General features: G+C 75.1%; 24 protein-coding genes. 14 read left to right on the top strand and 10 right to left on the bottom strand.

Annotation, left to right across the window (positions count from 1 at the left end; all coding sequences use genetic code 11):
• Positions 1 to 135: 135 nt before the first annotated feature.
• Complete coding sequence (gene mce, locus ACFV4P_RS14660; protein ID WP_380470967.1) at positions 136 to 573, bottom strand: methylmalonyl-CoA epimerase; 438 nt, start codon at positions 571 to 573, stop codon at positions 136 to 138.
• A 219-nt stretch (positions 574 to 792) separates the two neighbouring features.
• On the opposite strand from mce, the gene ACFV4P_RS14655 reads away from it, so the two are divergent.
• Positions 793 to 1,416 (top strand): DNA-binding response regulator, encoded by a 624-nt coding sequence (locus tag ACFV4P_RS14655; protein WP_380470965.1) that lies wholly within the window; start codon positions 793 to 795, stop codon positions 1,414 to 1,416.
• Between the two features lie 23 nt (positions 1,417 to 1,439).
• Here the strand turns inward: ACFV4P_RS14655 and ACFV4P_RS14650 are convergent, their stop codons facing one another.
• The gene (locus ACFV4P_RS14650; protein WP_380470963.1) at positions 1,440 to 2,678 is read right to left on the bottom strand and encodes a sensor histidine kinase; all 1,239 of its coding nucleotides are present in this window, start codon (positions 2,676 to 2,678) and stop codon (positions 1,440 to 1,442) included.
• Positions 2,679 to 3,007: 329 nt separating this feature from the next.
• On the opposite strand from ACFV4P_RS14650, the gene ACFV4P_RS14645 reads away from it, so the two are divergent.
• From ACFV4P_RS14645 to ACFV4P_RS14610, 8 genes are read left to right on the top strand one after another with little or no spacing between them, the layout of a single operon-like run.
• On the top strand, positions 3,008 to 4,066 hold the full coding sequence (locus ACFV4P_RS14645; RefSeq protein WP_380470961.1) for a ketoacyl-ACP synthase III family protein: 1,059 nt from the start codon (positions 3,008 to 3,010) through the stop codon (positions 4,064 to 4,066).
• On the top strand, positions 4,063 to 5,349 hold the full coding sequence (locus ACFV4P_RS14640; RefSeq protein WP_380470959.1) for a beta-ketoacyl-[acyl-carrier-protein] synthase family protein: 1,287 nt from the start codon (positions 4,063 to 4,065) through the stop codon (positions 5,347 to 5,349). Before ACFV4P_RS14645 ends, ACFV4P_RS14640 begins: the two co-directional genes overlap by 4 nt.
• Positions 5,346 to 6,584, top strand: a complete 1,239-nt coding sequence (locus tag ACFV4P_RS14635) for a ketosynthase chain-length factor (protein WP_380470957.1) — start codon at positions 5,346 to 5,348, stop codon at positions 6,582 to 6,584. The genes ACFV4P_RS14640 and ACFV4P_RS14635 overlap by 4 nt, the downstream gene beginning before the upstream one ends.
• Positions 6,581 to 6,844, top strand: a complete 264-nt coding sequence (locus ACFV4P_RS14630) for an acyl carrier protein (protein WP_380470955.1) — start codon at positions 6,581 to 6,583, stop codon at positions 6,842 to 6,844. Before ACFV4P_RS14635 ends, ACFV4P_RS14630 begins: the two co-directional genes overlap by 4 nt.
• Before the next feature lie 4 nt (positions 6,845 to 6,848).
• On the top strand, positions 6,849 to 7,895 hold the full coding sequence (locus tag ACFV4P_RS14625; RefSeq protein WP_380470953.1) for an acyltransferase domain-containing protein: 1,047 nt from the start codon (positions 6,849 to 6,851) through the stop codon (positions 7,893 to 7,895).
• A gap of 60 nt (positions 7,896 to 7,955) precedes the next feature.
• Positions 7,956 to 8,750 carry an SDR family NAD(P)-dependent oxidoreductase gene (locus tag ACFV4P_RS14620; RefSeq protein WP_380470951.1) on the top strand — a complete coding sequence of 265 codons (795 nt, stop codon included), beginning with the start codon at positions 7,956 to 7,958 and terminating at the stop codon, positions 8,748 to 8,750.
• A gap of 27 nt (positions 8,751 to 8,777) precedes the next feature.
• A complete protein-coding gene (locus ACFV4P_RS14615) occupies positions 8,778 to 9,764 on the top strand; it encodes an aromatase/cyclase (RefSeq protein WP_380470949.1) in 987 nt (328 codons plus the stop codon).
• Positions 9,761 to 10,498, top strand: coding sequence for an SDR family NAD(P)-dependent oxidoreductase (locus ACFV4P_RS14610; RefSeq protein WP_073813074.1), 738 nt, complete (start codon positions 9,761 to 9,763; stop codon positions 10,496 to 10,498). The genes ACFV4P_RS14615 and ACFV4P_RS14610 overlap by 4 nt, the downstream gene beginning before the upstream one ends.
• 74 nt (positions 10,499 to 10,572) lie before the next feature.
• Here ACFV4P_RS14610 and ACFV4P_RS14605 read toward each other — a convergent pair whose 3' ends face one another.
• Positions 10,573 to 12,096 carry an MFS transporter gene (locus ACFV4P_RS14605; protein ID WP_380470947.1) on the bottom strand — a complete coding sequence of 508 codons (1,524 nt, stop codon included), beginning with the start codon at positions 12,094 to 12,096 and terminating at the stop codon, positions 10,573 to 10,575.
• Between the two features lie 2 nt (positions 12,097 to 12,098).
• Positions 12,099 to 13,658 carry a class I adenylate-forming enzyme family protein gene (locus ACFV4P_RS14600; protein WP_380470945.1) on the bottom strand — a complete coding sequence of 520 codons (1,560 nt, stop codon included), beginning with the start codon at positions 13,656 to 13,658 and terminating at the stop codon, positions 12,099 to 12,101.
• 161 nt (positions 13,659 to 13,819) lie between these two features.
• Between ACFV4P_RS14600 and ACFV4P_RS14595 the strand changes: the two genes are divergently transcribed.
• Positions 13,820 to 14,293 (top strand): nuclear transport factor 2 family protein, encoded by a 474-nt coding sequence (locus ACFV4P_RS14595; protein WP_380470943.1) that lies wholly within the window; start codon positions 13,820 to 13,822, stop codon positions 14,291 to 14,293.
• 71 nt (positions 14,294 to 14,364) lie between these two features.
• Here ACFV4P_RS14595 and ACFV4P_RS14590 read toward each other — a convergent pair whose 3' ends face one another.
• Both ACFV4P_RS14590 and ACFV4P_RS14585 read right to left on the bottom strand, forming a co-directional pair.
• Positions 14,365 to 15,144 (bottom strand): cyclase family protein, encoded by a 780-nt coding sequence (locus tag ACFV4P_RS14590; protein WP_380470941.1) that lies wholly within the window; start codon positions 15,142 to 15,144, stop codon positions 14,365 to 14,367.
• 73 nt (positions 15,145 to 15,217) lie between these two features.
• Positions 15,218 to 15,715, bottom strand: a complete 498-nt coding sequence (locus ACFV4P_RS14585) for a DUF1772 domain-containing protein (protein ID WP_380470939.1) — start codon at positions 15,713 to 15,715, stop codon at positions 15,218 to 15,220.
• Between the two features lie 214 nt (positions 15,716 to 15,929).
• Between ACFV4P_RS14585 and ACFV4P_RS14580 the strand changes: the two genes are divergently transcribed.
• The 3 genes from ACFV4P_RS14580 (at position 15,930) to ACFV4P_RS14570 (ending at position 18,562) form a co-directional block, all read left to right on the top strand.
• Positions 15,930 to 16,763 carry a BTAD domain-containing putative transcriptional regulator gene (locus tag ACFV4P_RS14580; protein ID WP_380470937.1) on the top strand — a complete coding sequence of 278 codons (834 nt, stop codon included), beginning with the start codon at positions 15,930 to 15,932 and terminating at the stop codon, positions 16,761 to 16,763.
• Between the two features lie 21 nt (positions 16,764 to 16,784).
• The gene (locus tag ACFV4P_RS14575) at positions 16,785 to 18,158 is read left to right on the top strand and encodes an acyltransferase domain-containing protein (protein WP_380470935.1); all 1,374 of its coding nucleotides are present in this window, start codon (positions 16,785 to 16,787) and stop codon (positions 18,156 to 18,158) included.
• A 77-nt stretch (positions 18,159 to 18,235) separates the two neighbouring features.
• Positions 18,236 to 18,562: an acyl carrier protein gene (locus ACFV4P_RS14570; protein ID WP_073812906.1), complete on the top strand. Its 327-nt coding sequence runs from the start codon at positions 18,236 to 18,238 to the stop codon at positions 18,560 to 18,562.
• Positions 18,563 to 18,602: 40 nt separating this feature from the next.
• On the opposite strand, the gene ACFV4P_RS14565 is transcribed toward ACFV4P_RS14570, so the two are convergent.
• From ACFV4P_RS14565 to ACFV4P_RS14550, 4 genes are all read right to left on the bottom strand, one after another.
• Positions 18,603 to 19,418 carry a BTAD domain-containing putative transcriptional regulator gene (locus tag ACFV4P_RS14565; protein WP_380470932.1) on the bottom strand — a complete coding sequence of 272 codons (816 nt, stop codon included), beginning with the start codon at positions 19,416 to 19,418 and terminating at the stop codon, positions 18,603 to 18,605.
• A 42-nt stretch (positions 19,419 to 19,460) separates the two neighbouring features.
• Positions 19,461 to 20,321, bottom strand: coding sequence for a 4'-phosphopantetheinyl transferase family protein (locus tag ACFV4P_RS14560; protein WP_380470931.1), 861 nt, complete (start codon positions 20,319 to 20,321; stop codon positions 19,461 to 19,463).
• Complete coding sequence (locus ACFV4P_RS14555) at positions 20,318 to 22,048, bottom strand: acyl-CoA dehydrogenase (protein ID WP_380470929.1); 1,731 nt, start codon at positions 22,046 to 22,048, stop codon at positions 20,318 to 20,320. Before ACFV4P_RS14555 ends, ACFV4P_RS14560 begins: the two co-directional genes overlap by 4 nt.
• 124 nt (positions 22,049 to 22,172) lie before the next feature.
• Positions 22,173 to 22,859 carry a response regulator transcription factor gene (locus ACFV4P_RS14550; protein ID WP_380470927.1) on the bottom strand — a complete coding sequence of 229 codons (687 nt, stop codon included), beginning with the start codon at positions 22,857 to 22,859 and terminating at the stop codon, positions 22,173 to 22,175.
• 409 nt (positions 22,860 to 23,268) lie between these two features.
• Here ACFV4P_RS14550 and ACFV4P_RS14545 point away from each other — a divergent pair, with 409 nt between their 5' ends.
• Positions 23,269 to 26,181 (top strand): BTAD domain-containing putative transcriptional regulator, encoded by a 2,913-nt coding sequence (locus tag ACFV4P_RS14545; RefSeq protein ID WP_380470925.1) that lies wholly within the window; start codon positions 23,269 to 23,271, stop codon positions 26,179 to 26,181.
• Positions 26,182 to 26,217: the final 36 nt, after the last annotated feature.

The following is a 26,217-nucleotide window of genomic DNA, read 5'->3' as shown; positions in this document are numbered from 1 at the left end:
CTGATGGGACGCGGGCCGCCGGAGCGGCTCGGCACTCCGGCGGAGCCGCGGCCGTCCACGAAAACGACGAGGCCCCGGGCGGCAGTCGCCCGGGGCCTCGCGTACGGGGGATGGATCGGTGCGGGTGCGGCGGCGTCAGCCGGCCACCTCGACCAGTTCCACCAGCACACCGCCGGCGTCCCTGGGGAAGACGAAGTTGATCCGGGAGCCCGCGGTGCCGCGCTGCGGGGTGTCGTAGAGGAGCCGCACGCCGCGGACCCGCAGCTCGGCGCAGGCCGCGTCCAGGTCGGTCACGGTGTAGGCCAGCTGCTGCAGGCCGGGGCCCGACGTGCCGATGAAGCGCCCGATGACGGAGTCCGGGGAGAGCGGGGCGAGCAGCTGGATGCGGCTGCCCTCGGCGTCCAGCGGGTCGACCGCGAGCATCGCCTCGCGCACGCCCTGCTCGACATTCTCCTCCACGTGCACACACTGCATTCCGAAGACGCGCTGGTACCGGTCGATGGCCTCGTCGAGGTCGGGGACCGCGATACCGACGTGGTCGATACGGCGCAGGCCGATTGACGTGCCCGCCATTGCTAGAGTGTCCGTCATGCGTCGAGAGTAAGTGAGGGAATGCCCGGGGAACAGGCCCTCCTAGGAATTCACCAGGAATTGTCGAGGCATTCTCCAGGGCGGCTCAAGCGGCGCTCAAGCGGTTCTGCGGCGACCCGGGCACCGGACGGCCCCCGATCTCGTACCCTGAGGGCGAGGTCGGAAAGGTCGGGAGCCCGCTCAGGGCCGGGGAGGACACGCGTGATCCGGATTCTGCTCGCCGAGGACATGTCCATGCTCCGCGGCGCGCTCGTCGCCCTGCTCAACCTGGAGGACGACCTGGAGGTGGTCGCCGAGCTCGCCCGGGGCGACCAGATCGTGTCCGAGGCGCTGCGGGTGCGGCCCGACGTGGCGGTCATCGACATCGACCTGCCCGGCCTGGACGGCCTGAGCGCCGCCGCGCAGCTGCACGACCGGCTCCCCGAGTGCCGCGCGCTGATCCTCACCAGCCTGGGGCGGCCCGGCACCCTGCGCCGCGCCCTGGAGTGCAAGGTCTCCGGCTTCATCCTCAAGGACGTGCCGCCGCGTCAACTCACCGAGGCGATCCGGGCGGTGGTGGCCGGGGAGCGGGTGGTCGACCCGCAGCTCGCGCTCTCCGCGTTCGACTCCGGGGCGGAGAACCCGCTGACCCAGCGCGAGACCGAGGTGCTGCGGCAGGCCGGGCAGGGCGCGGAGGCCGACGAGATCGCCGACCGGCTCTTCCTCTCGGTCCGCACGGTGCGCAACTACCTGACGGCGGCGGTGACCAAGCTCAACGCGCGCAACCGGGTGGACGCCGTCCGGATCGCCCGCGAGGCCGGCTGGCTCGACCACCACGGGCACTGACCGCGAGGCACCGGCCCCGGGCCCTACGCCTGCGCGGGCACCTGGGCGGACAGCCGGAAGCAGTCGGTGCCCTCGACGACGCCGACCTCCAGCAGGCCGCCGACCCCGGCGATCCGGTCGGCCAGGTTGGCCAGGCCGGTGCCGTTCTCCCGGGCGCCGGCGCGGTCGGCGGGCACCCCGTCGTTGGTCACCAGCAGGCGGACGTCGGGCCCCTCGGCGGTGAACTCGATCCGGCAGACCTCCGCCCTGCTGTGCCGCAGCAGGTTGGTGACGCTCTCCCGCAGCACGGTGGCCAGCACGGTGTTCGCCTCGCCCGACGGCGCCGGCGCCGAGACGTCCACCTGTGCCCGGATGCCGCCCGCCGCCAGCACCCCGCGGGCCGACTCGATCTCGGTGAGCAGCGACATCTCCCGGTAGCCCCGGGCCACCGTCCGCACGTCGGCCAGCGCCTGACGGGAGATCGCCAGCACGTCGGTGAGCTCGGAGAGCGCCTGTTCGGGCCGGACCCGGACCAGCGCGGAGGTCAGCTCGCACTTCACGGTGATGGTGGAGAGGCTGTAGCCGAGCAGGTCGTGCAGGTCGCGGGCGAACCGCCGGCGCTCCTGCTCGACCGCCATGGCGGCCATCGCGGAGCGCGCCTCGTACAGCCGGTCGACCAGCTCCACCAGCCTGGTGATGCCGTAGAGCACCAGTGAGGACAGCACGTTGGCCACCACCAGGTAGACCGACGCGGCCGGTGTCATGCCGAGGACCGGCCCGGTCGGCGCCAGCGCCAGCAGGAAGGCGCCGTACCCGATCCAGGCGTCCCGGCCGGCCGGCACCAGCAGCAGCGACGCCCCGGCGAAGCCCATCATCGCGCCGGTGTTCCAGCCCGCCAGGTAGAGCGGCAGGAAGGCGAGCGCCCCCTGCAAGGCCAGCGTCCAGCGGCCGTGGCGCCGTCGCAGGCCGGCCGCGCACGGCAGGCAGTGCACCGCCTGGAGCCCGGCGATCAGCAGGAAGTCGACCATCAGGGAGGTCAGATGGACGTGCCCGGCGGTGCTGGTGCAGATGTCGACCATGCTCTGCGCGACGAAGCCGGCCATGATCACGCCGAGCAGCGCCGGGGCCAGCCGGCGCGGCGGGACCCCGCCCATCAGCCGGGCCAGCAGCGCGGACGAGCCGGCCGCCCCGTCCAGTTCCTCGGGCAGCCGCCGTCCGCCGGAGGCCCGCTCGTCCTCGTGGCGGCGGCCGGCCGGCCGTGTGTGTCGCGTGCGTCCGGTCACCGGCTCCCCCATCAGTCCCGCAGCAGCAGCCCGACGTCCCATTCGATCTTGAGACGTTCCGACGAAGCATAGGCCCGCTTACCTGGCAGTCCAGCCCTCGGCGGACACCGGCCGCCGGTGGCCTCCGGTCGAAGGCCGTCGACGGGCTCCGACGGGAATCCAGTCGGCTTCGAGGTTTCGTGCGCACCATGGCGGTGCCGTCGCGGCACAGGGCTGTGGGCCCGTCCGGCGGATCCTTCCGGGCGCGACCCGCCGGACATCCCGGCCGGGCCGCCCGACGACCGCGTCGTGTGACGACCGCATCGCTCAAGAACGGGGGAGATCTGGGCATGAGATACCCGGAGATCTTCATCGCGGGGGGCGCGACCGAGCTGCCGCCCGCGCAGGACGTCGAGGCCGCCGTCGCGGCCGGGCGGCTGGACCGGCGCACCGCCGACCGCACCGGGGCCCTGGCGGTGACGGTGTCCGACGGCCCGTCGGGTCCCGAGCTGGCCGCCCGGGCGGCGCGCCGGGCGTTCACCGAGGCCGGCTCGCCCGGGCTCGACCTGCTGCTGCACGCCACCGTCTACTACCAGGGCCACGACCTGTGGGCGCCGGCCTCCTACGTGCAGCGCGAGGTGCTGGCCGGCACGCCGGGCTGCGTGCCGTGCCCGGCCGTCGAGATCCGCCAGCTCTCCAACGGCGGGATGGCCGCGCTGGAGCTGGCGGCCGGCTACCTGGCCGCCGCGCCGGGGCGGGGGCACGCGCTGCTCACCGCCGGCGACCGGTTCGAGGAGCCCGGGTTCGACCGCTGGAACGGCGACCCGGGCACCCACTACGCCGACGGCGGCTCCGCGCTGCTGCTCTCCAACCGCGGCGGTTTCGCCCGGCTGCGGTCCCTGGCCACCGTCTCCGCGCCGGAGTTGGAGGGCATGCACCGCGGTGACGACCCGTTCGGCGCCGCCCCCTTCGCGCACCGCCCGGTGGTCGACATGGAGACCACCAAGCGCGCCTTCGTCTCCCGCACCGGGGTCGGCCGGTGCACCGCGCTGGTCTCGGCCGGGCAGCGCCGGGCACTGGAGACGGCGCTGGACGAGGCGGGCTGCACGCTCGCCGACGTCGACCGGTTCGTTCTGCCGCACCTGGGCCGACGACGGCTGGAGGCGGCCTTCTTCGCACCGTTCGGCATCGACCCGGAACGGTCCACCTGGCCGTGGAGCCGCACCGTCGGCCACCTCGGCGCCGGGGACCAGTTCGCGGGCCTGGACCACCTGCGGCGCAGCGGTGCGCTGCGACCCGGCCAGCTGGTGCTGCTGGCCGGCATCGGCGCCGGCTTCACCTGGTCGTGCGCGGTCATCGAGGTGCTCGGGCCGCCGTGCCCGGGCGGAAAGGGCACGGAAGCAGCGTGACGAGACAGAGAACACCCGACCGGCGGGTGGTGATCACCGGCCTGGGGGCGGTGGCCCCCGGCGGGATCGGGATCAAGGCGTACTGGGAGCTGCTCACGTCCGGCCGCTCCGCCACCCGCACCATCACCCACTACGACCCCTCGCCGTTCCGCTCCCGGGTCGCCGCCGAGGTCGACTTCGACCCGGTCCGCGAGGGCCTGACCCCGCAGGAGATCCGCCGCATGGACCGGGCCGCGCAGTTCGCGGTGGTCGCGGCCCGCGAGGCGCTGGCCGACAGCGGGCTGGCCGTGGCGGCCCTCGACCCCGGCCGGATCGGCACCGCGCTGGGCTCCGCGGTCGGCTGCACCACCAGCCTGGAGCGGGAGTACGTGGTGGTCAGCGACGGCGGCCGGCGCTGGGAGGTCGACCACGACTACGCGGTCCGCGACCTGTACCGCCACTTCGTGCCCGGTTCGATGGCGGTGGAGGTGGCCCACCTGGCCGGGGCCGAGGGCCCGGCCGCGGTGGTCTCCACCGGCTGCACCTCCGGCCTGGACGCGCTCGGCCACGCGGTCGAGCTGATCCGGGAGGGCTCCGTCGACGTGATGGTGGCCGGCGCCACCGAGGCGCCGATCTCGCCGATCACCTCGGCCTGCTTCGACGCGATCCACGCCACCACGCCCCGCAACGACGACCCGGAGCACGCCTCACGGCCGTTCGACCGGACCCGCAACGGCCTGGTGCTGGGCGAGGGTTCGGCCGTGCTGATGCTGGAAGAACTGGAGCACGCCCGGCGCCGCGGCGCCCGGATCTACGCCGAGATCGCCGGCTTCGCCTCGCGCTGCAACGCCTACCACATGACCGGTCTGAAGGCGGACGGCGTGGAGATGGCCGCGGCGATCACCGCCGCCATGGACGAGGCCCGGCTCGGCCCCGACGGCCTGGACTACATCAACGCGCACGGCTCCAGCACCAGGATGAACGACCGCCACGAGACCGCGGCCTTCAAGGTCAGCCTGGGAGAGCACGCGTACCGCACCCCGGTCAGCTCGATCAAGTCGATGATCGGTCACTCGCTGGGCGCCATCGGCGCGTTGGAGATCGCCGCCTGCGCGCTGGCGATGGAGCACAGCGTGGTACCGCCCACCGCCAACCTGCACGAGCCGGACCCGGACTGCGACCTGGACTACGTCCCGCTGCACGCCAGGGTGCAGCGCACCGACGCGGTGCTCAGCGTCGGCAGCGGGTTCGGCGGCTTCCAGAGCGCCATGGTGCTGGCCCGTCCGGATCGGAGAATGCCATGACCGCCGTCGTCACCGGCATCGGGGTGGCCGCCCCGAACGGCCTCGGCACCGACGCCTACTGGCAGGCCACGCTGGCCGGCCGCGGCGGACTGCGCCCGCCCACCCGCTTCGACGCGTCCTCCTACCCGTCCCGGGTGGCGGGCGAGATACCGGACTTCGAGGCCGCGGAGCACCTGCCCAGCCGGCTGCTGCCGCAGACCGACCGGATGACCCGACTGGCGCTGTTCGCCGCCGAGGGCGCCCTCGGCGACGCCGGCCTGCGCCCCGAGGAACTGCCGCGCTACGGCGTCGGCGTGGTGACCGCGGCCTCCGGCGGCGGCGTCGAGTTCGGGCAGCGCGAGCTGCAGGCGCTGTGGTCGCAGGGCAAGGAGCACGTCAGCGCCTACCAGTCCTTCGCCTGGTTCTACGCGGTCAACTCCGGCCAGATCTCCATCCGGCACGGCCTGCGCGGGCCGAGCGGGGTGCTGGTGACCGAGCAGGCCGGCGGCATCGACGCGCTGGGCCACGCCCGGCGGCACATCCGCCGCGGCACGCCCGTGGTGGTCTCCGGCGGCGTCGACGGGGCGCTCTGCCCGTGGGGCTGGGTGCCGCAGATCGCCACCGGGCTGCTCTCCACCGCGACCGACCCGGAGCGCGCCTACCTGCCGTTCGCCTCCGACGCGGGCGGCTACGTGCCCGGCGAGGGCGGGGCCATCCTGGTCCTGGAGGACGACGAGCAGGCCCGCGCCCGCGGCGCCCGCCGGTACGGCGAGGTGGCCGGATACGCGGCCACCCTGGACCCGGCCCCGGGGAGCGGCCGCCCGCCCGGGCTGCTGCGGGCCGCCCGGCTCGCCCTCGACGACGCCGGGATCGGCCCGGACGAGGTGGACGTGGTGTTCGCCGACGGCGCCGCCGTGCCCGAGCTGGACCGCATCGAATCCGACGCCCTGACCGAGCTGTTCGGCCCGTACGGGGTGCCGGTGACGGTGCCCAAGAGCATGACCGGCCGGCTCTTCGCCGGCGCCGCGCTGGACACCGCGACCGCGCTGCTGGCGATCCGCGACGGGCTGATCCCGCCGACCGCGCCGGTCGACGGGCCGGCCGCCGAACACCGCATCGACCTGGTCACCGGGGCGCCCCGCCCGGCCCGGCTGCGCACCGCACTGGTGCTGGCCCGCGGCTACGGGGGCTTCAACTCCGCGCTGGTCCTGCGCGGTTGCACCGACACCACCGAGTCCGAGGAGACCACCCGATGAGCGTTCTCGACCTGCCCACCCTGACCCGGATCCTGCGCGAGAACGCCGGCGTCGACGAGTCCGTCGACCTGTCCGGCGACATCCTCGACATCCCGTTCCCGGAGCTCGGCTACGACTCGCTGGCGCTGCTCCAGGCCATCGGCGTGATCCAGCGCGACCTGGGTGTCGCGCTGGACGACGACGCCGCCTCGGCGGAGACGCCCCGGGAGTTCCTCACCGTGGTCAACGGCGGGGAGCTGCCCTCGGCCGAGAACGCCTGACCCGGTGGACGCCGACACCGCGCGGCGGCCGCCGCGCCCGGTCGCGCTGCTGCTGCCCGGCCAGGGCTCGCAGTACCCGCACATGGCGCGCGGCCTCTACGGGCAGGTGCCCGCGTTCACCGAGCCCTTCGAGGAGGTGCTGGGGCTGCTCGGCCCGCCCGGCGAGGAGGTGCTCGCCGACTGGCTGGCCGAGCGGCCCGCGGTGGACATCGACCACGTGTCCCGGGCCCAGCCGCTGATCTTCGCGGTGGACTACGCGCTGGCCCGGATGCTGACCGCCTGGGGGCTGCGGCCCGCCGCGTTCGTCGGGCACAGCGCCGGCGAGGCGGTGGCCGCGGTGCTGGCCGGCGTGCTGTCGCTGCCGGACGCCGTCCGGCTGCTCGCCGAGCGGGTCGAGCTGATCGCCGACGCGCCGCCCGGCGGGATGCTCGCGGTCGCCGCGACCCCCGCGCAGCTGGCGCCGTACCTCACCGCCGAGGTGGTGGTCGGCGCGGTCAACGGGCCGCAGCAGGTGCTGCTGGCCGGCCCGGACCCACAGCTGGAGCAGGTGGCGCAGCGGCTGCGGGCCGCCGACCTGGTCTGCATGCGGGCCAGGGCGACGAGCGGGTTCCACAGCCCGTCGCTGGCCGACTGCTGCCGCCGTGCGCTGCCCGGCTTCACCGGGGTGCGGCTGTCCCCGCCGGCCGTTCCGCTCTACTCCGGCCGGGTCGGCGGGGAGCTCGACCCGGGCTCGGCCTGCGACCCGCTGTTCTGGGCGATGCAGCCCGCCGAGCCGGTGCTCTTCGCCCCCGCCCTGGACGCGCTGCTGAGCCGTGGCCCGCACCTGCTGGTCGAGGCCGGACCCGGGCAGGGCCTGACCGCGCTGGCCCGCCGGCACCGCGAGGTGGCGTGCGGGCGCAGCGCGGCGGTGCCGCTGCTCGGCACCCGGGCCCGGCAGCCCGAGGCGGACCGGCTCGACGTGCTGCGGGCGGTCCGCGCCCTGGTCGAGGAGGGCCACCCGGTGCGGCCGCTCGGCCTCGACGAGCTCGCCCCGGCCGCCGCCCGGGGCTGAACCCCCGTCCCGTAGACGGCTTTTGACGACAGCCCGACCCCAACCTCAGGGAGCCCCACCATGGTCGAGAAGACCACCCCCCGACACCGGCCCGCCCTGGTCACCGGCGGCACCAGCGGCATCGGCCTGGCCGTCGTCGAGCAACTCGCCGAGGCCGGGCACCCGGTGTACTTCTGCGCCCGTGACGCCGACCTGGTGGCGACGGTCGCGGAGCAGCTCCGCGGTCGCGGCCTGGACGTCCGGGGCGGCGCCGCCGACGTGCGCGACGCCGCCGCGGTGCGCGCCCTGGTGCAGGACGCGGTCGCCGCGTACGGCCCGCTGGACATCCTGGTCAACAACGCCGGCCGGGGCGGCGGCGGCATCACCGCCGAACTCCCGGACGAGCTCTGGGACGACGTGATCGCCACCAACCTCACCGCGGTCTTCCGGGTCACCCGCGAGGTGCTGACCACCGGCGGCATGCGGGAGTCCGGGCACGGACGCGTCATCAGCATCGCCTCCACCGGCGGCAAGCAGGGCGTGATGCTGGCCGCGCCGTACTCCGCCTCCAAGCACGGCGTGGTCGGCTTCACCAAGGCGCTCGGCCTGGAACTGGCCGGCAGCGGGATCACCGTGAACGCGGTCTGCCCCGGCTACGTGGAGACCCCGATGGCGGAGCGGGTCCGGCAGGGCTACGCCGCGCACTGGGGGATCACCGAGGCGCAGGTGCTGGAGAAGTTCCACGCGAAGATCCCGCTCGGCCGCTACTCCACCCCCGAGGAGGTGGCCGGCCTGGTCGGCTACCTGACGAGCGACACCGCCGCCTCGATCACCGCGCAGGCCCTCAACGTCTGCGGCGGCCTCGGCAATTACTGACCGACCCGAACTCCAAGGAGGTTCGCCGTGGCTGAACCACGCATCCGCACCACCCTGCACCGCACCACGGTGCCGGCCGATCCCGACCAGGTGTACGCACTGCTCGCCGACGCCGGCCAGTGGCCGCAGATCTTCACCCCGACCGTGCACGCCGAGGTCACCGAAGTACCGGACGCCGACCAGCAGTTGATCCACCTGTGGGCGCTGGCCAACGGCGAGGTCCGGGACTGGACCTCGCGCCGCACGCTGGATCCGGCGGCCCGCCGGATCACCTTCCGGCAGGTGGTCTCCTCGCCGCCGGTCGCCTCGATGGGCGGCGAGTGGCTGATCGAGGCGGCGCCGGACGGCGGCTCCTCGGTCACCCTGCTGCACGACTTCGCCGCCGTGGACGACGACCAGGAGGCGGCGGACTGGATCGAGCAGGCGGTGGAGCGCAACAGCACCGCCGAACTGGAGGCGCTGAGCCGCGCGGTGACCGCCGGCCCGGACGGCGAGCCGCTGCGGTTCGCCTTCTCCGACTCGGTGGACGCCGAGGGGCCGGCCGAGGCGGTCTTCGAGTTCCTGGCCCGGGCCGAACTGTGGCCCGAGCGACTGCCGCACGTCGGCCGGCTCGACCTGACCGAGCAGGGCGACGTCCAGCGGATGGAGATGGTCACCCTGGCCCCCGACGGCTCCGAGCACACCACGGTCTCGCTGCGGGTGCTCCGCCCCGAGCAGCACACCCTGGTCTACAAGCAGACCGTGCTGCCCGGCGCGCTGGCCTCGCACACCGGGCGCTGGACGGTCGAGCCGCACGGCGCCGGGGTGCGGATCACCTCCTGGCACGGCGTCACCCTGGACGTGGACGGGGTGGCCCGGCTGCTCGGCGCGGACACCGCCCTGGCCGACGCCCGCGCCCGCGTCCGGCACAACCTGGGCGCCAACAGCACCGCCACGCTGCTGCTCGCCAAGGAGTTCGCCGAGCAGCACGCCCAGCAGCACGCCGAGCGGCAGGGGGCGGCGTGGACGCGATGAGTCTGAGCGGCCGCACCGCCGTCGTCACCGGCGCCAACCGGGGCCTCGGCGAATCGGTGGCCGAGGCGCTGCTGGCCCGCGGCGCCCGGGTGGTCTGCGCCGCCCGGGACGAGGCCGCCGCCGGGCCGCTGCTGGCCCGCGGCGGCGACCGGGTGCACTTCCACAGGACGGACGTGCGGGACCCGGACTCGGTGGAGCGGGCGATGGCGTCCGCCGTCGACCGGTTCGGCGGGCTGGACATCGTGGTCGCCAACGCCGCCGTCAACGCGCCGGGGCCGGTGGCCGCGATCTCGCCCGAGGCCTGGGCGGAGGCCGTGTCGATCAACCTGAGCGGCACCTTCCACTGCCTGCGGGCCGCCGTGCCGCTGCTGCGGGAACGCGGCTGGGGCCGGATCATCACGCTCTCCTCGGCGCTCTCCACCCGGCCGATGCCCGGCGCCGCCGCGTACTGCGCGACCAAGGCGGCCGTGGAGGCGCTCACCCGGGTGACCGCCCTGGAGGTGGCCGCCGACGGCATCACCGTCAACTGCCTCTCCCCGGGCGTCGTCGACCGGGGCATGGGCAGCGCGCTGGTGGCGAACGAGCGGCTGTGGGGGCAGTTCCTGCCGAAGCTCGCCTCCGGCCGCCCGGGCCGCGGCGAGGAGGTCGGCGCGGTGGCCGCGTTCCTGGCCGGCGAGGAGAGCTCCTACGTGAACGGCGCGGTGATCGAGGTGGACGGCGGCATGGGGCACTGACCCGCCGGACATACGGGAGGGGGCGCGGACCTGAGGTCCGCGCCCCCTCCGTCGTACGGCGGGCAGGTCGTCCGTCACACGGCGGGCAGCTCGTCGACCAGGTCCAGGTAGCCGACCGGGTGGCCCTCCGGCTCGGCCTCCGAAGCCGCCGAGGCCGCCGGCGCCGTCGAAGCTGTCGAAGGCCCTGAAGCCGCCGGGGCCGTCGAGGCCGCGGCCTCCGGCTCGGCCGCCGCCGGTGTCCGGGCGGCGTTCCGGTCGATGAACAGGGCCGCCACGGCGCCCGCGGCCACCACCGCCGCGCCGATCCAGACCGCCGGGCGCATGCCGTCCACGTACGCGGCGGCGCTCTGGTAGCCGCCGTGCGCGATGAACACCGAGGAGAGCACCGCGACGCCGAAGACGCCGCCGAGCTCGCGGATCGTGTTGTTGGCGCCCGAGGCGATGCCCTCCTCGGAGCGCTCCACCGCGCCGAGCGCGACGTCCGCGCTGGGCCCGAAGAACAGGCCCATGCCGAAGCCGTTGAGCGCGAAGCCGGGCACCAGGGCCGGGTAGCCGGTGTCGGTGCCGGTCACCAGCGCCAGGTAGACGAGCCCGGCCGCCTGCAGCGCCAGACCGGCGGTGAGCAGCGCCCGCCCGCCGTACCGGCCGGCCAGCACCGCGCCGAGCGGCGCGCCGATCATGGTCAGGCCGGTCCAGGAGAGCAGCCGCACGCCCGCGCCGAGCGGCCCGGCGTGCTGCACGTCCTGGAGGTACTGGGTGATCAGGAAGATCGAGCCGAACATCCCGAAGTACATCAGCAGCGACACCACGTTGACGGCGGCGAAGGTGCGGTTGCGGAAGTGCCGCAGCGGCAGCATCGGGTGGGCGGTGCGCTGCTGCCACCACAGGAAGGCGGCGAGCAGCAGCAGGCCGCCGACCAGCGGCAGCAGCACCCCGGCGGACGTCCAGCCCGCCTGCGGGCCGCGGATCAGCCCGTACACCAGGCCCAGCAGGCCGGCGCTGGCGAGCACCGTGCCGGGCAGGTCCAGCGGGCGCGGCTCGCCCCGCTGCTCGCTGAGCCAGAGCGGGGTGAGCACCAGCATGGCCACACCGATCGGCACGTTGATCCAGAAGATCCACTGCCAGGAGGCCCACTTGACGATCATTCCGCCGACCAGCGGGCCGAGCGCCACCGCGAGCCCGCCGACGGCGCCCCAGATGCCCAGCGCGGCGGCCCGCTTCTCGGGCGGGTAGGCCGCCGCCACCAGCGTCAGGGTGAGCGGCAGCAGGACCGCCGCGCCCAGCCCCTGGACGGCCCGGCCGGCCACCAGCAGCACGACGTCGGAGGAGAGCGCCGCCAGCAGCGAGCCCAGGGTGAACAGTCCGATGCCGATCATGAAGAAGCGCCGCCGGCCGAACCGTTCGGCGACCGCCGAGGCGGTCAGCAGCAGCACGGCGTAGGTCAGGGTGTAGGCGTTGACGGTCCATTCCAGGCCGTCGATGCCGATGTGCAGATGCTCGCGGATCTGCGGCAGCGCGGTGGTCACCACCAGGTTGTCGAGCGAGATCATGAAGACCACGACACCTGTGACCAGCGAGGTGCGCGCGGTACTGCTCATGCTCATGAGGTTGCGGTCCTTTCCGTCGTTCCCGAGTCGCGGGCCATCCCGCGCAGCGTGGAGCGGTCGAGCTTGCCGTTGGGCAGCCGGGGCAGCGCGTCCACCAGCCGGACGCGGGACAGCTGCTGGTGCTTCGTCAGGTCGGAGTTGGCGCGCCCGAGCAGGTCGGCGGCGTCGGCCGGGCCGCGGGTCACCAGGTAGGCGACGGGCTGCACCTGCATGCCGACGGGGGCGTCGACCACGGCGCTCTCGGCGACCTCGGGCAGCTCGTCCAGCAGCGCCTCGATCTGCCCGGGGGAGACCAGGGTGCCGTCGGCGGCCTCGAAGACGTCGCGCACCCGGTCCAGGAAGAACAGGTTGCCCGCCGCGTCCAGCCGGCCGATGTCACTGGTGGAGAGCCAGCCCTCGGCGTCCACCGCCGACGGGACGGCCAGGTAGCCCTGCATCACGTTCGGGCCCTGGATCTGGACCTCGCCCAACTCGCCCACCGGCAGCGGGACTCCGCTGCGCGGGTCGACCACCCGCAGCCGGCTGCCGGGCAGCGGGCGGCCCACCGAGCCGGGGCAGCGGGTGTCCGGCCGGTCCGAGGTGGCCAGCGAGGAGGTCTCGGAGAGGCCGTAGCCCTGGAGCACCGGCGCCCCGAACCGCTCCTCCAGCCTGCGCAGCACGGCGGGGCGCAGCGGGGCGCCGCCGGTGGAGAGCATCCGCAGCGCGCGCGGCGCCGGGCCGGGCGGCTCGGGCGCGTTGGCGGCGGCGACCAGCCGGAACGGCAGGGTGTAGAAGTGCGTGGCCCGGTGGTCGTCGGCGTGCCGCAGCGCCTCGCCGATGTCGTGGCCGGAGAGCACGTGGGTCGCGCCCGCGTGCAGCGAGGCGTTGAGGTGCATCGGGTGGTAGATCGGCAGGCCGTTGAGCACCAGCGAGTCGGGGCCCTGGCCGTGCGCGGCGGCCAGCTGGGTGGCGCCGGTCAGCAGGTTGCGGTGGCTGAGCCGGACGGCCTTGGGGCTGCCGGTGGAGCCGCTGGTGAACAGCAGGCAGGCGGTCCCGGCGCCGCCTGCCGCCGCCGGGCCGCCCTGGCGCGGCAGCTCCCCGGCGGCCTCGTCGAGGGTGAACAGGTGCTCCAGCTGCGGCAGTTCGCCGCGGAGCGCGGCCAGCCGGGCGTGCGCCTCGGGGGTCAGGACGGCGGCCCGGGCGCCGGACAGCGCCGCGACGTGCTTCAGCAGGTGCGGCGGATAGAACGGGTTGACCGGGGCGACGGTGTTACCGCTGCGGATGATGCCGTGGTACAGCGCGCCGAAGTCGGGCGTCATCGCGGCGGACAGCAGCACCACCGCGCCGGAGTCGCCCAGCAGCCGCCGCAGGCCCCGGGCGTAGGCGTCGGCGCGCTCGTCCAGCTGCGCGAACGTCAGCTCCGCGCCGCCGGGCACGATCACGGCGGGCGCGTCCGGGCGGGCGGCGGCCGCCCGGGAGAGCAACCGGTCGGCGGTGCCGGTCGGTACGTCGGGCAGCGGACCACCGCTGCTGACCGCCTCGGCGGTCTCGGACAGGGCGGTGACTTCGACCATGTTCGCCTCCTGCGGCACACGGGACGGACCTCCGCGCCATCGTCGGGCGGTCCACTCGACAGCCGCTCGACCGACGCCGGAGCCGCCCGGCTCCGCCAGGGCTCCAGAGCCGGCTGGCATCGTCGCCCCGCACCGCACGCCCACTCCGGCAAGGAGCCCTCATGACCGACCTGTTCAGCCCGTTGGCGCCGTCGGGCAGCAGCACCGACGCCCAGCTGTACACCGCGATCCAGCAGTTCTACGCCCGCCACATGCAGGCCATCGACGACGGCGACGCCCTCACCTGGGCGCTCGGCTTCACCGAGGACGGCGTCTTCGACAGCAACGCCCTCCCGGCGCCGGTCCGCGGGCGGGAGACCATCGAGACGGCCACCGTGGCCGCCGAGGAGGCCCGCAGGCCCACCGGCGTCACCCGCCGGCACGTGATGACCATGCTCGCCGTCGAGCCCGAGGACGAGACGGCCGCGGTCGTGCGCACCCGCTCCTACGTCGCGGTCTTCACCACGCTGCCCGGACAGCCCACCGGCATCTACTGCATGACGTCCTGCCAGGACGTGCTGGTGCGCCAGCCGGACGGCGGCTGGCGGATCCGCAGCCGGCACGTGCTGCGCGACGACCTGCCGCCGCGCGACTGACGGCCCGCGCACACGGGTGTGCCCGGTACGGCTCGTCGCCGTACCGGGCACCTGCGCATGCGCGGGGAGCGTCACTCGGGGTCGGTCACCCGGGCCACCGCCCTGGTCCACCCTGCGCCGCCGCCCTGGATCTTGACGGGGAAGCAGGTCACCGAGAAGCCGTGCGGCGCGGGCAGCGCCTCCAGGTTGGAGAGCCGCTCGATCTGGCAGTACTCGCGCTCCCGGCCGGCGAAGTGCGCCGGCCAGAGCACTCCGGGGTCGCCGGTGGCCCGGTACTTCTCGATGATGGCGCCGAACGGGGCGTCCAGGCTGAACGCGTCGGTGCCGATCACCCGCACCCCCAGGTCCATCAGGTACCGGACGGCCGAGCCGTCCAGGCCGATGAAGTCGGTGAAGTAGCGCTGGGTGCCGGCCCATTCGGCGGCGCCGGTGCGGAACAGTGCGATGTCCATCGGCTGCGGCCGGTGGTCGATGGCCTTCAGGGCCAGCTCCACGGCGGCCGCGTCCACGGTGCGGCCCGCGGTGTTCCGGACGTCCAGCACGAAGGCGGGCCGGTCGAACCAGTCCAGCGGCATCTCGTCGATGGTGCGGGCCGCCTGCCCGTCGGCGCGGGTGCCGTAGTGCGCGGGGGCGTCGACGTGGGTGCCGGTGTGCGAGGAGAGGTAGAGCATGTCGTTGGTGAGGAACTCGCCGCCCGGCAGTTCCTCCGGGCGCAGGTCGATGCCGAAGTTCTTGCGCATGCCGTCGGTCATGTGCCGGGCGCCCTCGGCGGCCGACATCACCGCGTGGGTGACCGGCTCGGGTTCCCAGCCGGAGGCGTCCACAGGTGAGGAGAGGTCGATCAGTCGCATGGGCGCTCGGCCCTTTCGCATTGACGGGGCGTCGTTGGCTTGTTCGGGTGCAGGGGGTGCGCGGGCCCGCCGGTCAGACGCCGGCGGCCTTGTCCGGCCGCAGGCAGGCGCCGACCAGGAGCAGCGCCGAGAGCACCGCGCAGACGGTGCGCACCACGTGCCAGTTGTTCCAGGCGTGCTCGATGGCCGCCCGGGCCTGGTGGAACTGCTCCGGGGTGGTGGTGACCGCCTCGGCCAGCCGGGTGTTCATCGGCACCTCCACCGCCATCGAGACCACGAAGGCGGCGAGCGAGAGCAGGGCGGCCGCACCGATCAGCCAGACCCGGGTGTCGGCGCCGCGCCACGGCGTGCGGGTCAGGAACGCGACCAGCGGCCAGACCACCGAACCCACGATCACCAGGAAGAACAGCACACCCGGCACCGCCTCGTTGAGCCGGCGCATCGTCGTCACGTACGCCTCGTCGTCCAGCCGCTCCAGGGCGGGCGTGACGACGACGGCGTAGCAGAAGCAGAAGCCGGCGAAGAGCCCGGCCGACACGGCGGCCAGGTGGAGGAAGACGCGGAACGGCACGGTGCCGCCTCCTTCGTGGGTAGTCCTGGGGGAAGGATCGGGGCCGGTGCTAGAGACCTGCTCAAGACCGCCGGCCCGGCGGCGGGACCGTGACCGGTGACCGGGTGCACCCGTGACGGAATCACGGATTTCCCATGATCCTGACACTGTCCTGTCAGCCCCCCTGCTGTCGAGAATGGGACCCCAAGATCGTGGGAACACAGGGGGTACCGCCATGAAGGTCCGCGTCTTGGGCGAGTTCGAGGCCACCGAGGACGGCAGATCCGTCGCACCGAGCGCGGCCAAGCCCCGTCAGATCCTGGCGCTGCTGGCACTCTCGGCGGGCCAGGTCGTCCCGGTGGCCTCGCTGATGGAGGAGCTCTGGGACCACGCGATGCCCCGGAGCGCGGCCACCACCCTGCAGACCTACATCCTCCAGCTGCGCCGCCAGGTGCAGCGGGCGCTCGCCGACCAGGGCCACGCCGACCCGGCGGCCGGCGCCAAGTCCGTGCTGGCCACCCGCTACAACGGGTACCTGCTGGACCTGCGCGGCGAGGAGACCGACGTCCAGCAGTTCGAGCGGCTGGCGACGGCCGGCAGCCGGGCCCAGGAGGCCAACGACCCGGAGGCGGCCTCCCGGCTGCTCGGCTCCGCGCTGGCGCTGTGGCGCGGCCCGATGCTGGCCGACGTGCAGACCGGCCCGCGGCTGGCGATCGAGGTGATGCGGCTGGAGGAGACCCGGTTGGGCATCCTGGAACGCCGCATCGAGGCGGACCTGCGCCTCGGCCGTCACCACACGCTCCTCGGCGAGCTGGCCGTGCTGGCCGCCGAACACCCCTGGCACGAGAACCTGCACGCGCTGCACATGGTCGCGCTGTACCGGTGCGGCCGGCAGTGGCGCGCCCTGGACATCTACCAGCGGCTGCGCGCCACCCTGGTCGAGGAGTTCGGGCTGGAGCCGTCGGCCCGGTTGCAGCACCTCCAGCGGGCGATCCTGGAGTCCTCGCCCGAGTTGGACGGCGTCGGGCGCTGGGCGCCGACCCGATCGGCCCACGAACTGACCGGTTGACCGATGGCGGGGGGCAGGGTCATGCAGATCGTCCGCGGCGGCGGCCTCGGCGGCCCCGCACCCGCGGCGCCGGACCGGGACACCGCCCGGTGCCCCCGGCTGATGGTCTGGTCGGCGGCCGACCTGCGGGACGAGCGGAACGTCCGGCGCTCGCTGCGCCGCTGGCTGCGGGCCCGCGGCGAGAGCGGGTTCGCCCGGGCGGCCCAGGTCTGGGGGCGGGCCGAACCGGGCCCGGTGCGCGGGGCCGTGGTGGCCGCCGACTGCGCCGAGGCGCTCGCCCTGCTGGACGGGCCGGTCCCGTCGGCGTCGTCGTCCGCGCCGTCGTCCGCGCCGTCTTCGGGGGCCGCGCAGGTCCGGCAGGTCGGCGCCGCGCCGCTGCCGGTGGTGCTGCTGCTGCCCGGTCAGGGCGCCCAGCGTCCCCGGATGGCCCGCGGCTGCTACGGGTGGGACCCGGTCTTCACCCGGGCCGCCGACGAGGTGTTCGACCTGGCCGGCCGCGGCGTCCGCGAGGACTGGCTGGCCGAACCCGCCGCCCGCACCCGCCGGGACGCGTTCGGCCCGGGGCGCGCCGCCCGGATTCACCACTCCTTGCTCCAACTGTTCACGGTGGACCACGCGTTGGCCCGGATGCTGGTCGGCTGGGGGGTGCGCCCGGCCGCGCTGCTCGGCCAGGGGATCGGCGAACTGGTCGCCGCCGTGCTGGCCGGCGTGATGGCGCTGGAGGACGCGGTGCGGCTGCTGGCGCTGCTGGCCGAGGAGACCGCCGCGCTGGCCCCCGGCGGGATGCTGGCGGTGGCCGCCGGTGTCGAGGAGGTGCGCGGGCAGCTGGCCGACGGGGTGGCGGTGGCCGCCCTGAACGGCCCGGCCCAGACGGTGCTGGCGGCCGGCCCCGGGCGCGCCCTGGCCGACACCGCCGACCGGCTGACCGACGCCGGGTACGAGTGCCTGCCGGTGCGCACCGAGGCGGCCTTCCACACCCCGCACCTGGCGCAGGCCTGCGCCGGGGTGGCCGCGCGGCTGCCCGCCACCGTCCTGCGACCGCCCCGGCTGCCGCTCTACTCACCGTCGGCGGGCGCCCGGCTGTCCGCCGACGCGGCCCAGGACCTGCGCCACTGGACCCACCTCGCGGCCGCCCCGGTGCGGCTGCGCGACGCCCTGGACGCGCTCTTCGCGGACGGCGACTGGGCGTGCGTGGAGTCCGGTCCCGGGCAGGGGCTCGGCACCCTGGTCCGCCGCCATCCGGCGGCCGCGCGCGCGGCGGCGCAGACCTTCGGCGCGCTGCGGGCCCGGCCCGGCAGCGGTGCGGACGACCAGCGGGCCGTGCTGTCCGCCGCCGCCGGCCTCTGGCTGAGCGGCCACCACATCGACTTCGAGGCGATCCGGGGCGCCGGCTGACCGGGGCCGCCGGACATCCGCTCCGCGCCGTGGGCGGGGAGCCGGCGCGGAGCCACCGGCGAGAGAGGGGAACACCGATGGCCGACGGGCCGATCGACGTGGCGGCGCTGTCCCGCCTGCTGCGCGAGTGCGGCGGTGAGGAGCCGGGCGGCCCGATCGGGCCGGGCGACCTGGACGTGCCGCTGTACGAACTGGGCCACGACTCGCTGACGGTGGCCCAGTTGCTGACCAGGGTCGGACGGGAGTTCGGGCTGACGGTGCCCCTCGACCTGCTGGAGGACGCCGACACCGCCCGCTCGCTGCTGGACATGCTGGCGACGATGCCGCGGGTGCCCCGGGCGCCGCGCCCCGAGCACCTTCCCTCCCCCGGTCCGCGCGACGCCGGACAACGCCGACGCCCGTGAGCCGCCGCCCGGGAGCCGCCGCCCGTGAGCGGGCGGTCGCTCAGCGCGGCAGCAGTTGCAGCGGCACCGTGAAGCGGTCCAGGGCCGGGACGGAGTCGATGACGGCGCGGTGGAGTTCCCGGAGCGCCGGGCCGGGTTCGACGGAGAGTTCGGCGGCCATGCCGTTGCGCAGGCGTTGGAAGGTGGTCAGGGCGTCGAGCCGGCGGCCGCAGCGGTAGAGGGCGACCATCTGCTGGGCGCAGTGGCGTTCGTTCATGGGGTCCTGGACCGTCAGGGCGGCCAGTTCGCCGAGGAGTTCGGCGTGCCGGCCGATCGCGAGTTCGGCGTCGATGCGGCGCTCGGTCAGCGCCGAGCGGCTCAACTCCAGTCGCTGGGCCTCCGGTTCGAGGGCCGGGCCGCGTTCGACGTCGAGCAGCGCGCCGGGTCCGCGCCACAGCCGCAGCGCCTCGCGGAGCAGCCGGGCCGCGTCCTCGTGGGCGCCCAGGGCGGCGGCGCGGTCGCCGAGGGCGGCCAGCGACTGGTACTCGTGGACGTCGACGGCCTCCGGCGGCAGCTCCAGGCGGTAGCCGCCGCGCACGGTGCTGATCAGGCGGCTGGACAGGCCGGCCCCGCGCAGGGTCCGGCGCAGCTGGAAGATGTAGGTCTGCAGGGTGGCGGCGGCGCTGGCCGGCGGGCGGCCGGACCAGAGTTCGCGGATCAGCGTCGCCGCGGGCACCGCCCGGCCGTGCCGGGTGCTCAGCAGCGCCAGCACGGTGCGCGGTTTGCCGGCGGTGGGCGCCACCGAGCGGCCGTTGACGGTGAGCGCGAACGGGCCGAGGACCTCGATGCGGATGCGGCTGGGTACTGCGCTGGTCATGACGGTTCTTCTCCCCGTTGCGTGGTGGTGCGCGAGTGTGCGTCAGCCGCCGCCGCGCGGCTGGTGGGCCGCCGCCGCCTGCCGTTCCCAGAGCACCTGGACGGTGCGGTGGTCGAGGGCGGTGGTGAGTCCGGTGTCGAGGTTGCGGCCGCGGCCGTCGTCCCGGACGGCGGCCGCGGCGAGGTAGCCGCCGGCGAACCGCCGGGTGTGGAAGGTCCACCAGTGCTCGTTCACCGGGTCGCCGTGCGGGCGCAGCAGCCGGGCCCGGCCGCAGGAGTCGGGCAGGTCGAAGCCGAAGTGCGTGAACGAGAAGGCCAGGCCCTGGCCGAGCGCCTTGGTGTAGGCCTCCTTGAGCGTCCAGCGGCGCAGCAGCGCGAGGTTGCGCTCCGGCTCGGGGGAGGCGGCGAGGCGGCGCAGCTCGTCGGGGGTGCACATGACCCGTTCGATGCCGCTGCCGTAGACGCGGCGCTCCTCGTGCTCCAGGTCGACGCCGATCAGGCCGAGCGAGGTGATGCCGACCAGCGCGATGTCCTTGGTGTGGCTGAGGTTGAGGTCGACCTGGTCGCAGCCGCGCACGTAGAGCCGCCCGGTGAGGCCGTAGGCGAGCTCCAGTTCGTGCGGGCGGGCGCCCACCGCGGTGGCGGCGACGTGCTTGAGCAGCAGCCGGGTGGCCCGGAACCGGTCGGCGTGCGGGCGGCCGGCCAGTTCCCGGTAGCGGGCCCAGTCGCGGCCGAGCAGCCGCCGCAGTTCGCCCTCGCCGCCCGGCGGGGCGGGCCAGTCGGAGAGGCGGCTGTGGACCAGGGCGACGCCGTAGCGGTCGAGGTCGGCCCGGACGGGTTCCCAGGGGCCCGCGGCTCCGAGGACCGGCCGCGGTGGTGGCACCAGACCGGCGCCGCTGCTCATCCGGCCAGCTCCAGTCCGTACAGGTCGTAGCCGATCGCCCCGCGGGCGCGCCGCAGCGCCTCGGCCGCGAGCTCGGCCGTGGCGGCGTCCGGCACCCGGGGCCCGGCGTGGCCGAGCCGCCGCAGCAGCCGGTTCAGTGCGGCCACCAGCCAGGTGGGGCGGGCCTGGAAGGAGCCGGGGTCGGCGCACCGCCAGACGCCCAGGCAGGCGCAGGCGACCAGCAGCAGGGCGTAGCGGTCGGTGAGCGGGAACGCCGAGGTGTCGGTGACGAACCGCCCGTCGGGGCCGTCCAGCGCCGGGCAGCCCTCCCGGATCGCCGCCAACTCGACGTCCAGTAAAGCCAGTTGATCGGAGAGCAGGCGCAGCAGCGGGGCGTCGGGGTCGCCGGGCGGGGCCGGGTGCGGCTCCTCGCGGCAGCGGGCGATCCAGCCGATCAGCCCGTCCCGGCCGCCGAACGCGGCGAGCCGCTCGGAGGCCAGCGGGGGCAGTGTGCCGTCGGTGCGGAACAGCTCGGCGGGGGCAGCGAGTTCGGCCGGCCAGTCGTGGGCGAGCAGGCTGGGCAGGAAGGGCGCGATGGTGGCCTGGCAGACCGCGCTGCTGACGTGGCCGAAGCTCACCATGGTCAGGTCCCGGACGTGCTTCTGGAAGATGGCGTGCTCGCCGCTGCGGGTGTGGAAGGCGTCGCCCATCAGCGCCGAGAGCCGGTAGAAGGTCTCCCCCACGATCTTGGGGACCAGGTACTTGGCGGCGGCGGCCAGCACGTTGCACTCCTCGGGGAGCACGTGCAGCGCGCGGGTGGCGGCGAGTGCGATGCTGTCGCAGGCCAGCAGGTCGACCAGGGCTCCGGCGATCGCCCCGCGGGCCGAACCGGACAGCCTCGCAGGGCTGTTGTGCACCGAGCCGCCGACGGCGAACCGGATCGCGGTGCGCAGTCCGGTGTCCGCCATGCCGATGATCATCGACGGCACGGCGGCGGAGTTCACCTGGAGGGCCCGCAGCCCGAGCGTGATCCCGTCGCCCCACTCCCCCAGCAGCACCCCGGCCGGCGCCGGGCAGTCCCGGAACCGCAGCCCGGAGATCTGCAGCCCCTGGGTGCCCTCGGTGCGGTAGCGCGGCAGCCGGTCGCAGGCCGCGGCGGGCATCGCGCCGGGCTCCAGCAGCAGCAGCGAATAGCCGTCCTCCGGGTCCTGCGGGCCGACCGTGCGGGCGTAGGTGAGCATCAGCGCGGCGCGGTCCGCGTTGTTGACGGCGGCCTTGCGCCCACCGAGCAGCAGGGTCCCGTCGGCGGCGCGCCGGACCCGGAACTCGTCCGCGACGAAGTCGTTGCCGTGCTTGAACTCCTGGTAGGCGACGGTCGCCCGGCCGCCGCCGAGCAGCACCCGGGCGGTCCGCCGCTGCTGTTCGGCGTCCCCCACCAGCCACACCGCCATCGATCCCATCAGCGAGGTGAGCGCCTCCCCGACGGCCAGCGTGGCGTCCCGTCGGAACAGCGGACGCAGCATCATCCCGAGCGTGTCGATCTGCTCCAGGCAGCCGCCCAGCGCGGCCGGCACGTACTCCGCGTTCATGCCGACCCGGTGATACAACTCCACGGCCGCCCGGGGCAGTTCGGCCCGGTCGTCGGCGTCCAGCAGCGCCGCGAACCCGGTCGGGTTGGCTCTGTCCCACGGATCGCCGAACGCCTCCTCGACCGCCGCGTGACGCACTGCGGCCGTACTGGTGTCCATGATGCGATCCGTCATTGCCGCTCCCAAGGACGCATGACCGGGCGGGCGTTCGACGCTGCCACCACCCGGTGGAGTGGCGATCGAGCCCCACTCGACCGGGCGGCCACCGGTCCGCCCGGCGGGGCTAGATGTAGCCCTCGCGCAGCGCGTACGCCACCGCGTGGGCGCGGTTGCGCAGGTGGAAGCGCGTCGTGACGGTGTGGATGATGTTCTTGATCGTCCGCTCCGAGTAGAGCAGCTTGCCCGCGATCTCCCCGGTGTCCATGCCGTCGGCGACCAGGCGCAGCACGTCCACCTCGCGCGGCAGCATGCCGAAGTCGGTGGAGCCGCTCTCGTGCGGCTGGCCGTCGCCGCCGCGTTGCCGGCCCATGCAGCCGATCAGTTTGCCCAGCAGGTCGGGCGGGAGGTCGCCGTGGCCCCGGTCGGCGGTGAGGACGGCTTGGCGCAGGCGTTCCCTGGTCACCTCGCGGCGCCACAGGATGGCGGTCACCCCGAGCGAGACGACGTTGAGCAGTTCCGGTTCCTGAATCCGGTCCAGGACCAGCACCACGCGGGTGCGCTCGGCCCGGACGAGCCGGGACAGGCTGGCCAGGGCCGTCTCGTCGAAGGTGTCGGCGACCAGCAGGGTGACGCCGGTCCGGCCCTGGTGGTTGTCGTCCACCAGCGACACCTCCGGGCACTGCCGGAGGAAGCTCACCACTCCGGCCCTGGAGAGCGGGTCCAGGGCGTGGACGGCCACCGGGATCGTCCGGGTGGTCTGCGTCGGGATGGGTCGGGTCGTCGTACGGACGTCGTCGGCGTACTGCAGCACGGCGCTGGATTCCTTTCGTTGCGCTCGGCGGTGCGCCCACCGCCCCCCACAGGCGGTGGCGCACCGTCAGAACCGGCCGGCCGGCGTCGTCCGCACGAGACGCCGTCCCTCCTCCCGCGGCCCGGCCGGCGCCGCGGGAGTTCCCCGTGTCCGTCGGAGGTTCGACGGACACGGGCCAAGCTATCCGCCGCCGGTCAATAAAAGATTGACGGATGCGCATCTGCGCCGTTGGTTCCCGTTCCCCGGAAGAAATTTCCATTCCTTTGCCCACCGGCAGGACGGCCCGCGGCCCGCGGCCCGGCGGAATCGAATGCGCGCGGGCGGGTGAGCGACAAGTCCCGCCCGCGGCGGTGGAATTGCACCCGCCCCGGCCCGGCGGTCCGGCGGGCCGAACCGCTACCTTCTGACGATGACGGAAATCGGAGAGCCCCACGGCACGTCGGCCCCGGCGGCGGACGGCGGGGAGCGGCTGCGCCTGTGTCTGCTCGGGCCGGTGCAGGCCTGGTGCGGGGAGCGGGAGTTGGAGCTCGGCCCGCCGCAGCAGCGGGCGCTGCTGACCGCGTTGGCGCTGCGGGCCCGCCGGATCGTGTCCGTCGACGAACTGCTCGACGCGCTGTGGGAGGAGCCGCCGGCCCGCGCCGCCGCCATCGTGCGCACGTACGTGTCGCGGCTGCGGCGGGTGTTGGAGCCGGACCGGGTGCACCCGACGGTGCTGGTGTCCTCGGGCAGCGGCTACGTGCTGCGGCTCCCGGCCGACGGCACGGACGCCGAGGTGTTCGAGAACCGGGTCGCGGCGGCGGGCCGGGCCCGCGCCCTCGGGGACACCGCCGGGGCGCTCGGGCTGCTGCGGGAGGCGTGCGGGCTGTGGCACGGCGAGCCGCTGGCCGGGCTGCCCGGGCCGCTCGCCCAGGCGCACCGGGCCCGGCTGGTCGAACGCCGGCTGAACGCCGTCCAGGCTTGGCTGGAGACCGAGTTGGAGGCCGGGCGGCACGCGGAGGTGATCGGCGAGCTGACCATATGGGTCAGCCAGTACCCGCTGCTGGAGCCGATGCGCGAGCTGCTGATGCTGGCGCTGTACCGCAGCGGGCGGCAGGCCGAGGCGCTGGGCGTGTACGCGGACGCCCGCCGCACGCTGTTGGAGCAGCTGGGGGTCGATCCGGGGCCGCGGCTGCGCGAACTGCACCTGGGCGTCCTGTCGGGAGATCCGAAGCTGGCCGCGCCGGCCGCGGCGCCCGCGCCGGCGTTCGAGCCGGGCGGCGGTCCGACCGGGTCCGCGCCGCTCGCGCCGGCCCAGCTGCCCGCCGACATCGCCGACTGGACCGGCCGGGACGGGCTCTGCGCGGCGCTCTGCGCGGACCTGGCGCCCGGCGGTCCGGCGATGCCGGTGGTGGGGGTGTCGGGCCTGGGCGGGGTCGGCAAGTCGGCGCTGGCGGTGCACGTCGCGCACGCGGTGGGCGGGCAGTACCCGGACGGCCAGCTGTACGTGAACCTGCAGGGGGCCGGGGCGTTCCCCGCCGATCCGGGCGAGGTGCTGGCCGGCTTCCTGGGCGCGCTGGGCGTGGCCGACGCGGCGATCCCGCAGGGGACGGCGGAGCGGGCCGCCATGTTCCGGTCCCGGGTGGCGGGCCTGCGGGTGCTGATCGTGCTGGACGACGCCCGCGACAGCCGGCAGGTCGGGCCGCTGCTGCCCGGCAGCCGCTCCTGCGCGGTGCTGGTGACCGGCCGGGCCTGGCTGTCGGGCATGGCGATGACCCGGCAGGTCGCCCTGGAGCCGCTGACCCCGGACGAGTCGGTGCGGCTGCTCACGGCGATCGCCGGGGAGCGGCGGGTGACGGCCGAGCCGGCGGCGGCCCGCCGGGTGGCGGCGGCCTGCGGGTTCCTGCCGCTGGCGGTGCGGACGGCGGCGTCCCGGCTGGCGGCCCGCCCGGCCTGGCAGCTGTCGCACATGGCGGACCGGCTGGCGTCCGAGCGGCGGCGGCTGGCCGAGTTGGAGGCCGGGGAGCTGGCCGTCGCCGCGTCGTTCCGGCTCAGCTACGACCAGCTCGACGCGGAGACCGCCCGCGCGTTCCGGCTGCTGTCGTTGGCGGACGGCCCGGGGGTGTCCTCGGCGGCGGCCGCGGTGCTGCTGGGGCTGCCGGAGCCGGAGGCCGAGCGGCTGGCCGAGTCGCTGACCGATCTGGGGCTGCTGTCCTGCCCGTACCCCGGCCGCTACCAGTACCACGACCTGCTGCGGCTGTTCGCCCGCGAGCTGGTCCGGGAGGTGGACGGGGACGCCGCCGGGCGGGCCGCCGTCGAACGGCTGCTGCGGCACTACCTGGTGACGGTGGCGGGCCTGTACCGGGTGGTCCGGCCCGGCTACCCGTTCCCGGACCTGGTGGCGGCGGAGGCCGACGCACCGGCCCTCACCGGATCGGCCTTCGGCGGCCCGGCCGAGGGGCTGCGCTGGGCCCGGCAGGAGATCGCCGCCGTGCTGGCGGTCGCCGAGCAGGCCACCCGGGACCCGGACGGCCCGCTGGCGGTGGTCGCGGACCTGACGCTGGTGCTGATCCAGCTGATCGACCTGGGCATGGCCGTGCCGGAGCTGTGCGACCTGGCCGGACGGGTCGCGGAGGCCACCGCGGCGGCGGGCCTGCCGAAGAGCGAGGCGCGGGCCCGGTACACGCTGATGTGGGCGCAGCGGGAGTTCCAACGCACCCTCCAGGCCCGGTCCGAGGCGGCCCGGGTGGTGGCGCTGGCCCGGCGGACGGGGCAGGCGACGCTGCTGCCCGGCGCGCTGATCGTGCTGGCGCTGACCGGCCTCCCGCACTGCACGGACGAGGAGGTGACGGCCCGGTGCGACGAGGCGGTCGCGCTGAGCGCCGAGCTGGGCGACCCGTCCTTGCAGGCCTTCGTCGAGGGGATGGCGGCGCTGGTCGACCTCGCCGTGGACCGGCCCGAGTCGGCGCGGCGCCGGGCCGAACGCAGCCTGACGGCCTTCACGGAGCTCGGCGACTTCGTCGGCCAGGTGCACATGCTGTACGCCCGGGCGACGGCGCTGCACGGGATGGGCCGGTTCGAGGCGGCGTGCGAGGACTACCGGGAGTGCCTGGGGGCGCTGCGCGCGCTCGGGGCCCGGGACCGGATGCCGGGCGTACTGGTCGGCCTGGCCGAGTCCTGCCGGGCCGCCGGGCGGCCGGCCCAGGCCCTGGAGGCGGCCGAACAGGCGCTGGCGATCGCCCGGAAGCTCGGCCTGGAGCACCGCCGGGCGAACGCGCTGGCCGCCGTCGGGCGGGCGCTGCTCGACCTCGGGGAGCAGGACCGCGGCCGGGCCTGCCTGGCCTAGCCGACGCCCTTCGGGGCGGCCCGAATTCGAAGGCCT

The sequence above is a fragment of the Kitasatospora sp. NPDC059795 genome (assembly GCF_042732175.1).
In the GTDB taxonomy this organism is placed as follows: domain Bacteria; phylum Actinomycetota; class Actinomycetes; order Streptomycetales; family Streptomycetaceae; genus Kitasatospora.
Note: the sequence above shows the minus strand (reverse complement) of the source record. Positions and strands in the feature narration are given on the sequence as shown.

What these genes read in the sequence shown, in the direction of transcription:
- ACFV4P_RS14545 (WP_380470925.1), top strand. Translation starts at nt 23,269, where the DNA reads ATGACGGAAATCGGAGAGCCCCACGGCACGTCGGCCCCGGCGGCGGAC.
- ACFV4P_RS14590 (WP_380470941.1), bottom strand. Translation starts at nt 15,144, where the DNA reads ATGCGACTGATCGACCTCTCCTCACCTGTGGACGCCTCCGGCTGGGAA.
- ACFV4P_RS14645 (WP_380470961.1), top strand. Translation starts at nt 3,008, where the DNA reads ATGAGATACCCGGAGATCTTCATCGCGGGGGGCGCGACCGAGCTGCCG.
- ACFV4P_RS14630 (WP_380470955.1), top strand. Translation starts at nt 6,581, where the DNA reads ATGAGCGTTCTCGACCTGCCCACCCTGACCCGGATCCTGCGCGAGAAC.
- ACFV4P_RS14560 (WP_380470931.1), bottom strand. Translation starts at nt 20,321, where the DNA reads ATGAGCAGCGGCGCCGGTCTGGTGCCACCACCGCGGCCGGTCCTCGGA.
- ACFV4P_RS14570 (WP_073812906.1), top strand. Translation starts at nt 18,236, where the DNA reads ATGGCCGACGGGCCGATCGACGTGGCGGCGCTGTCCCGCCTGCTGCGC.
- mce (WP_380470967.1), bottom strand. Translation starts at nt 573, where the DNA reads ATGGCGGGCACGTCAATCGGCCTGCGCCGTATCGACCACGTCGGTATC.
- ACFV4P_RS14610 (WP_073813074.1), top strand. Translation starts at nt 9,761, where the DNA reads ATGAGTCTGAGCGGCCGCACCGCCGTCGTCACCGGCGCCAACCGGGGC.
- ACFV4P_RS14595 (WP_380470943.1), top strand. Translation starts at nt 13,820, where the DNA reads ATGACCGACCTGTTCAGCCCGTTGGCGCCGTCGGGCAGCAGCACCGAC.
- ACFV4P_RS14600 (WP_380470945.1), bottom strand. Translation starts at nt 13,658, where the DNA reads ATGGTCGAAGTCACCGCCCTGTCCGAGACCGCCGAGGCGGTCAGCAGC.
- ACFV4P_RS14580 (WP_380470937.1), top strand. Translation starts at nt 15,930, where the DNA reads ATGAAGGTCCGCGTCTTGGGCGAGTTCGAGGCCACCGAGGACGGCAGA.
- ACFV4P_RS14565 (WP_380470932.1), bottom strand. Translation starts at nt 19,418, where the DNA reads ATGACCAGCGCAGTACCCAGCCGCATCCGCATCGAGGTCCTCGGCCCG.
- ACFV4P_RS14605 (WP_380470947.1), bottom strand. Translation starts at nt 12,096, where the DNA reads ATGAGCAGTACCGCGCGCACCTCGCTGGTCACAGGTGTCGTGGTCTTC.
- ACFV4P_RS14620 (WP_380470951.1), top strand. Translation starts at nt 7,956, where the DNA reads ATGGTCGAGAAGACCACCCCCCGACACCGGCCCGCCCTGGTCACCGGC.
- ACFV4P_RS14635 (WP_380470957.1), top strand. Translation starts at nt 5,346, where the DNA reads ATGACCGCCGTCGTCACCGGCATCGGGGTGGCCGCCCCGAACGGCCTC.
- ACFV4P_RS14555 (WP_380470929.1), bottom strand. Translation starts at nt 22,048, where the DNA reads ATGGACACCAGTACGGCCGCAGTGCGTCACGCGGCGGTCGAGGAGGCG.
- ACFV4P_RS14575 (WP_380470935.1), top strand. Translation starts at nt 16,785, where the DNA reads ATGCAGATCGTCCGCGGCGGCGGCCTCGGCGGCCCCGCACCCGCGGCG.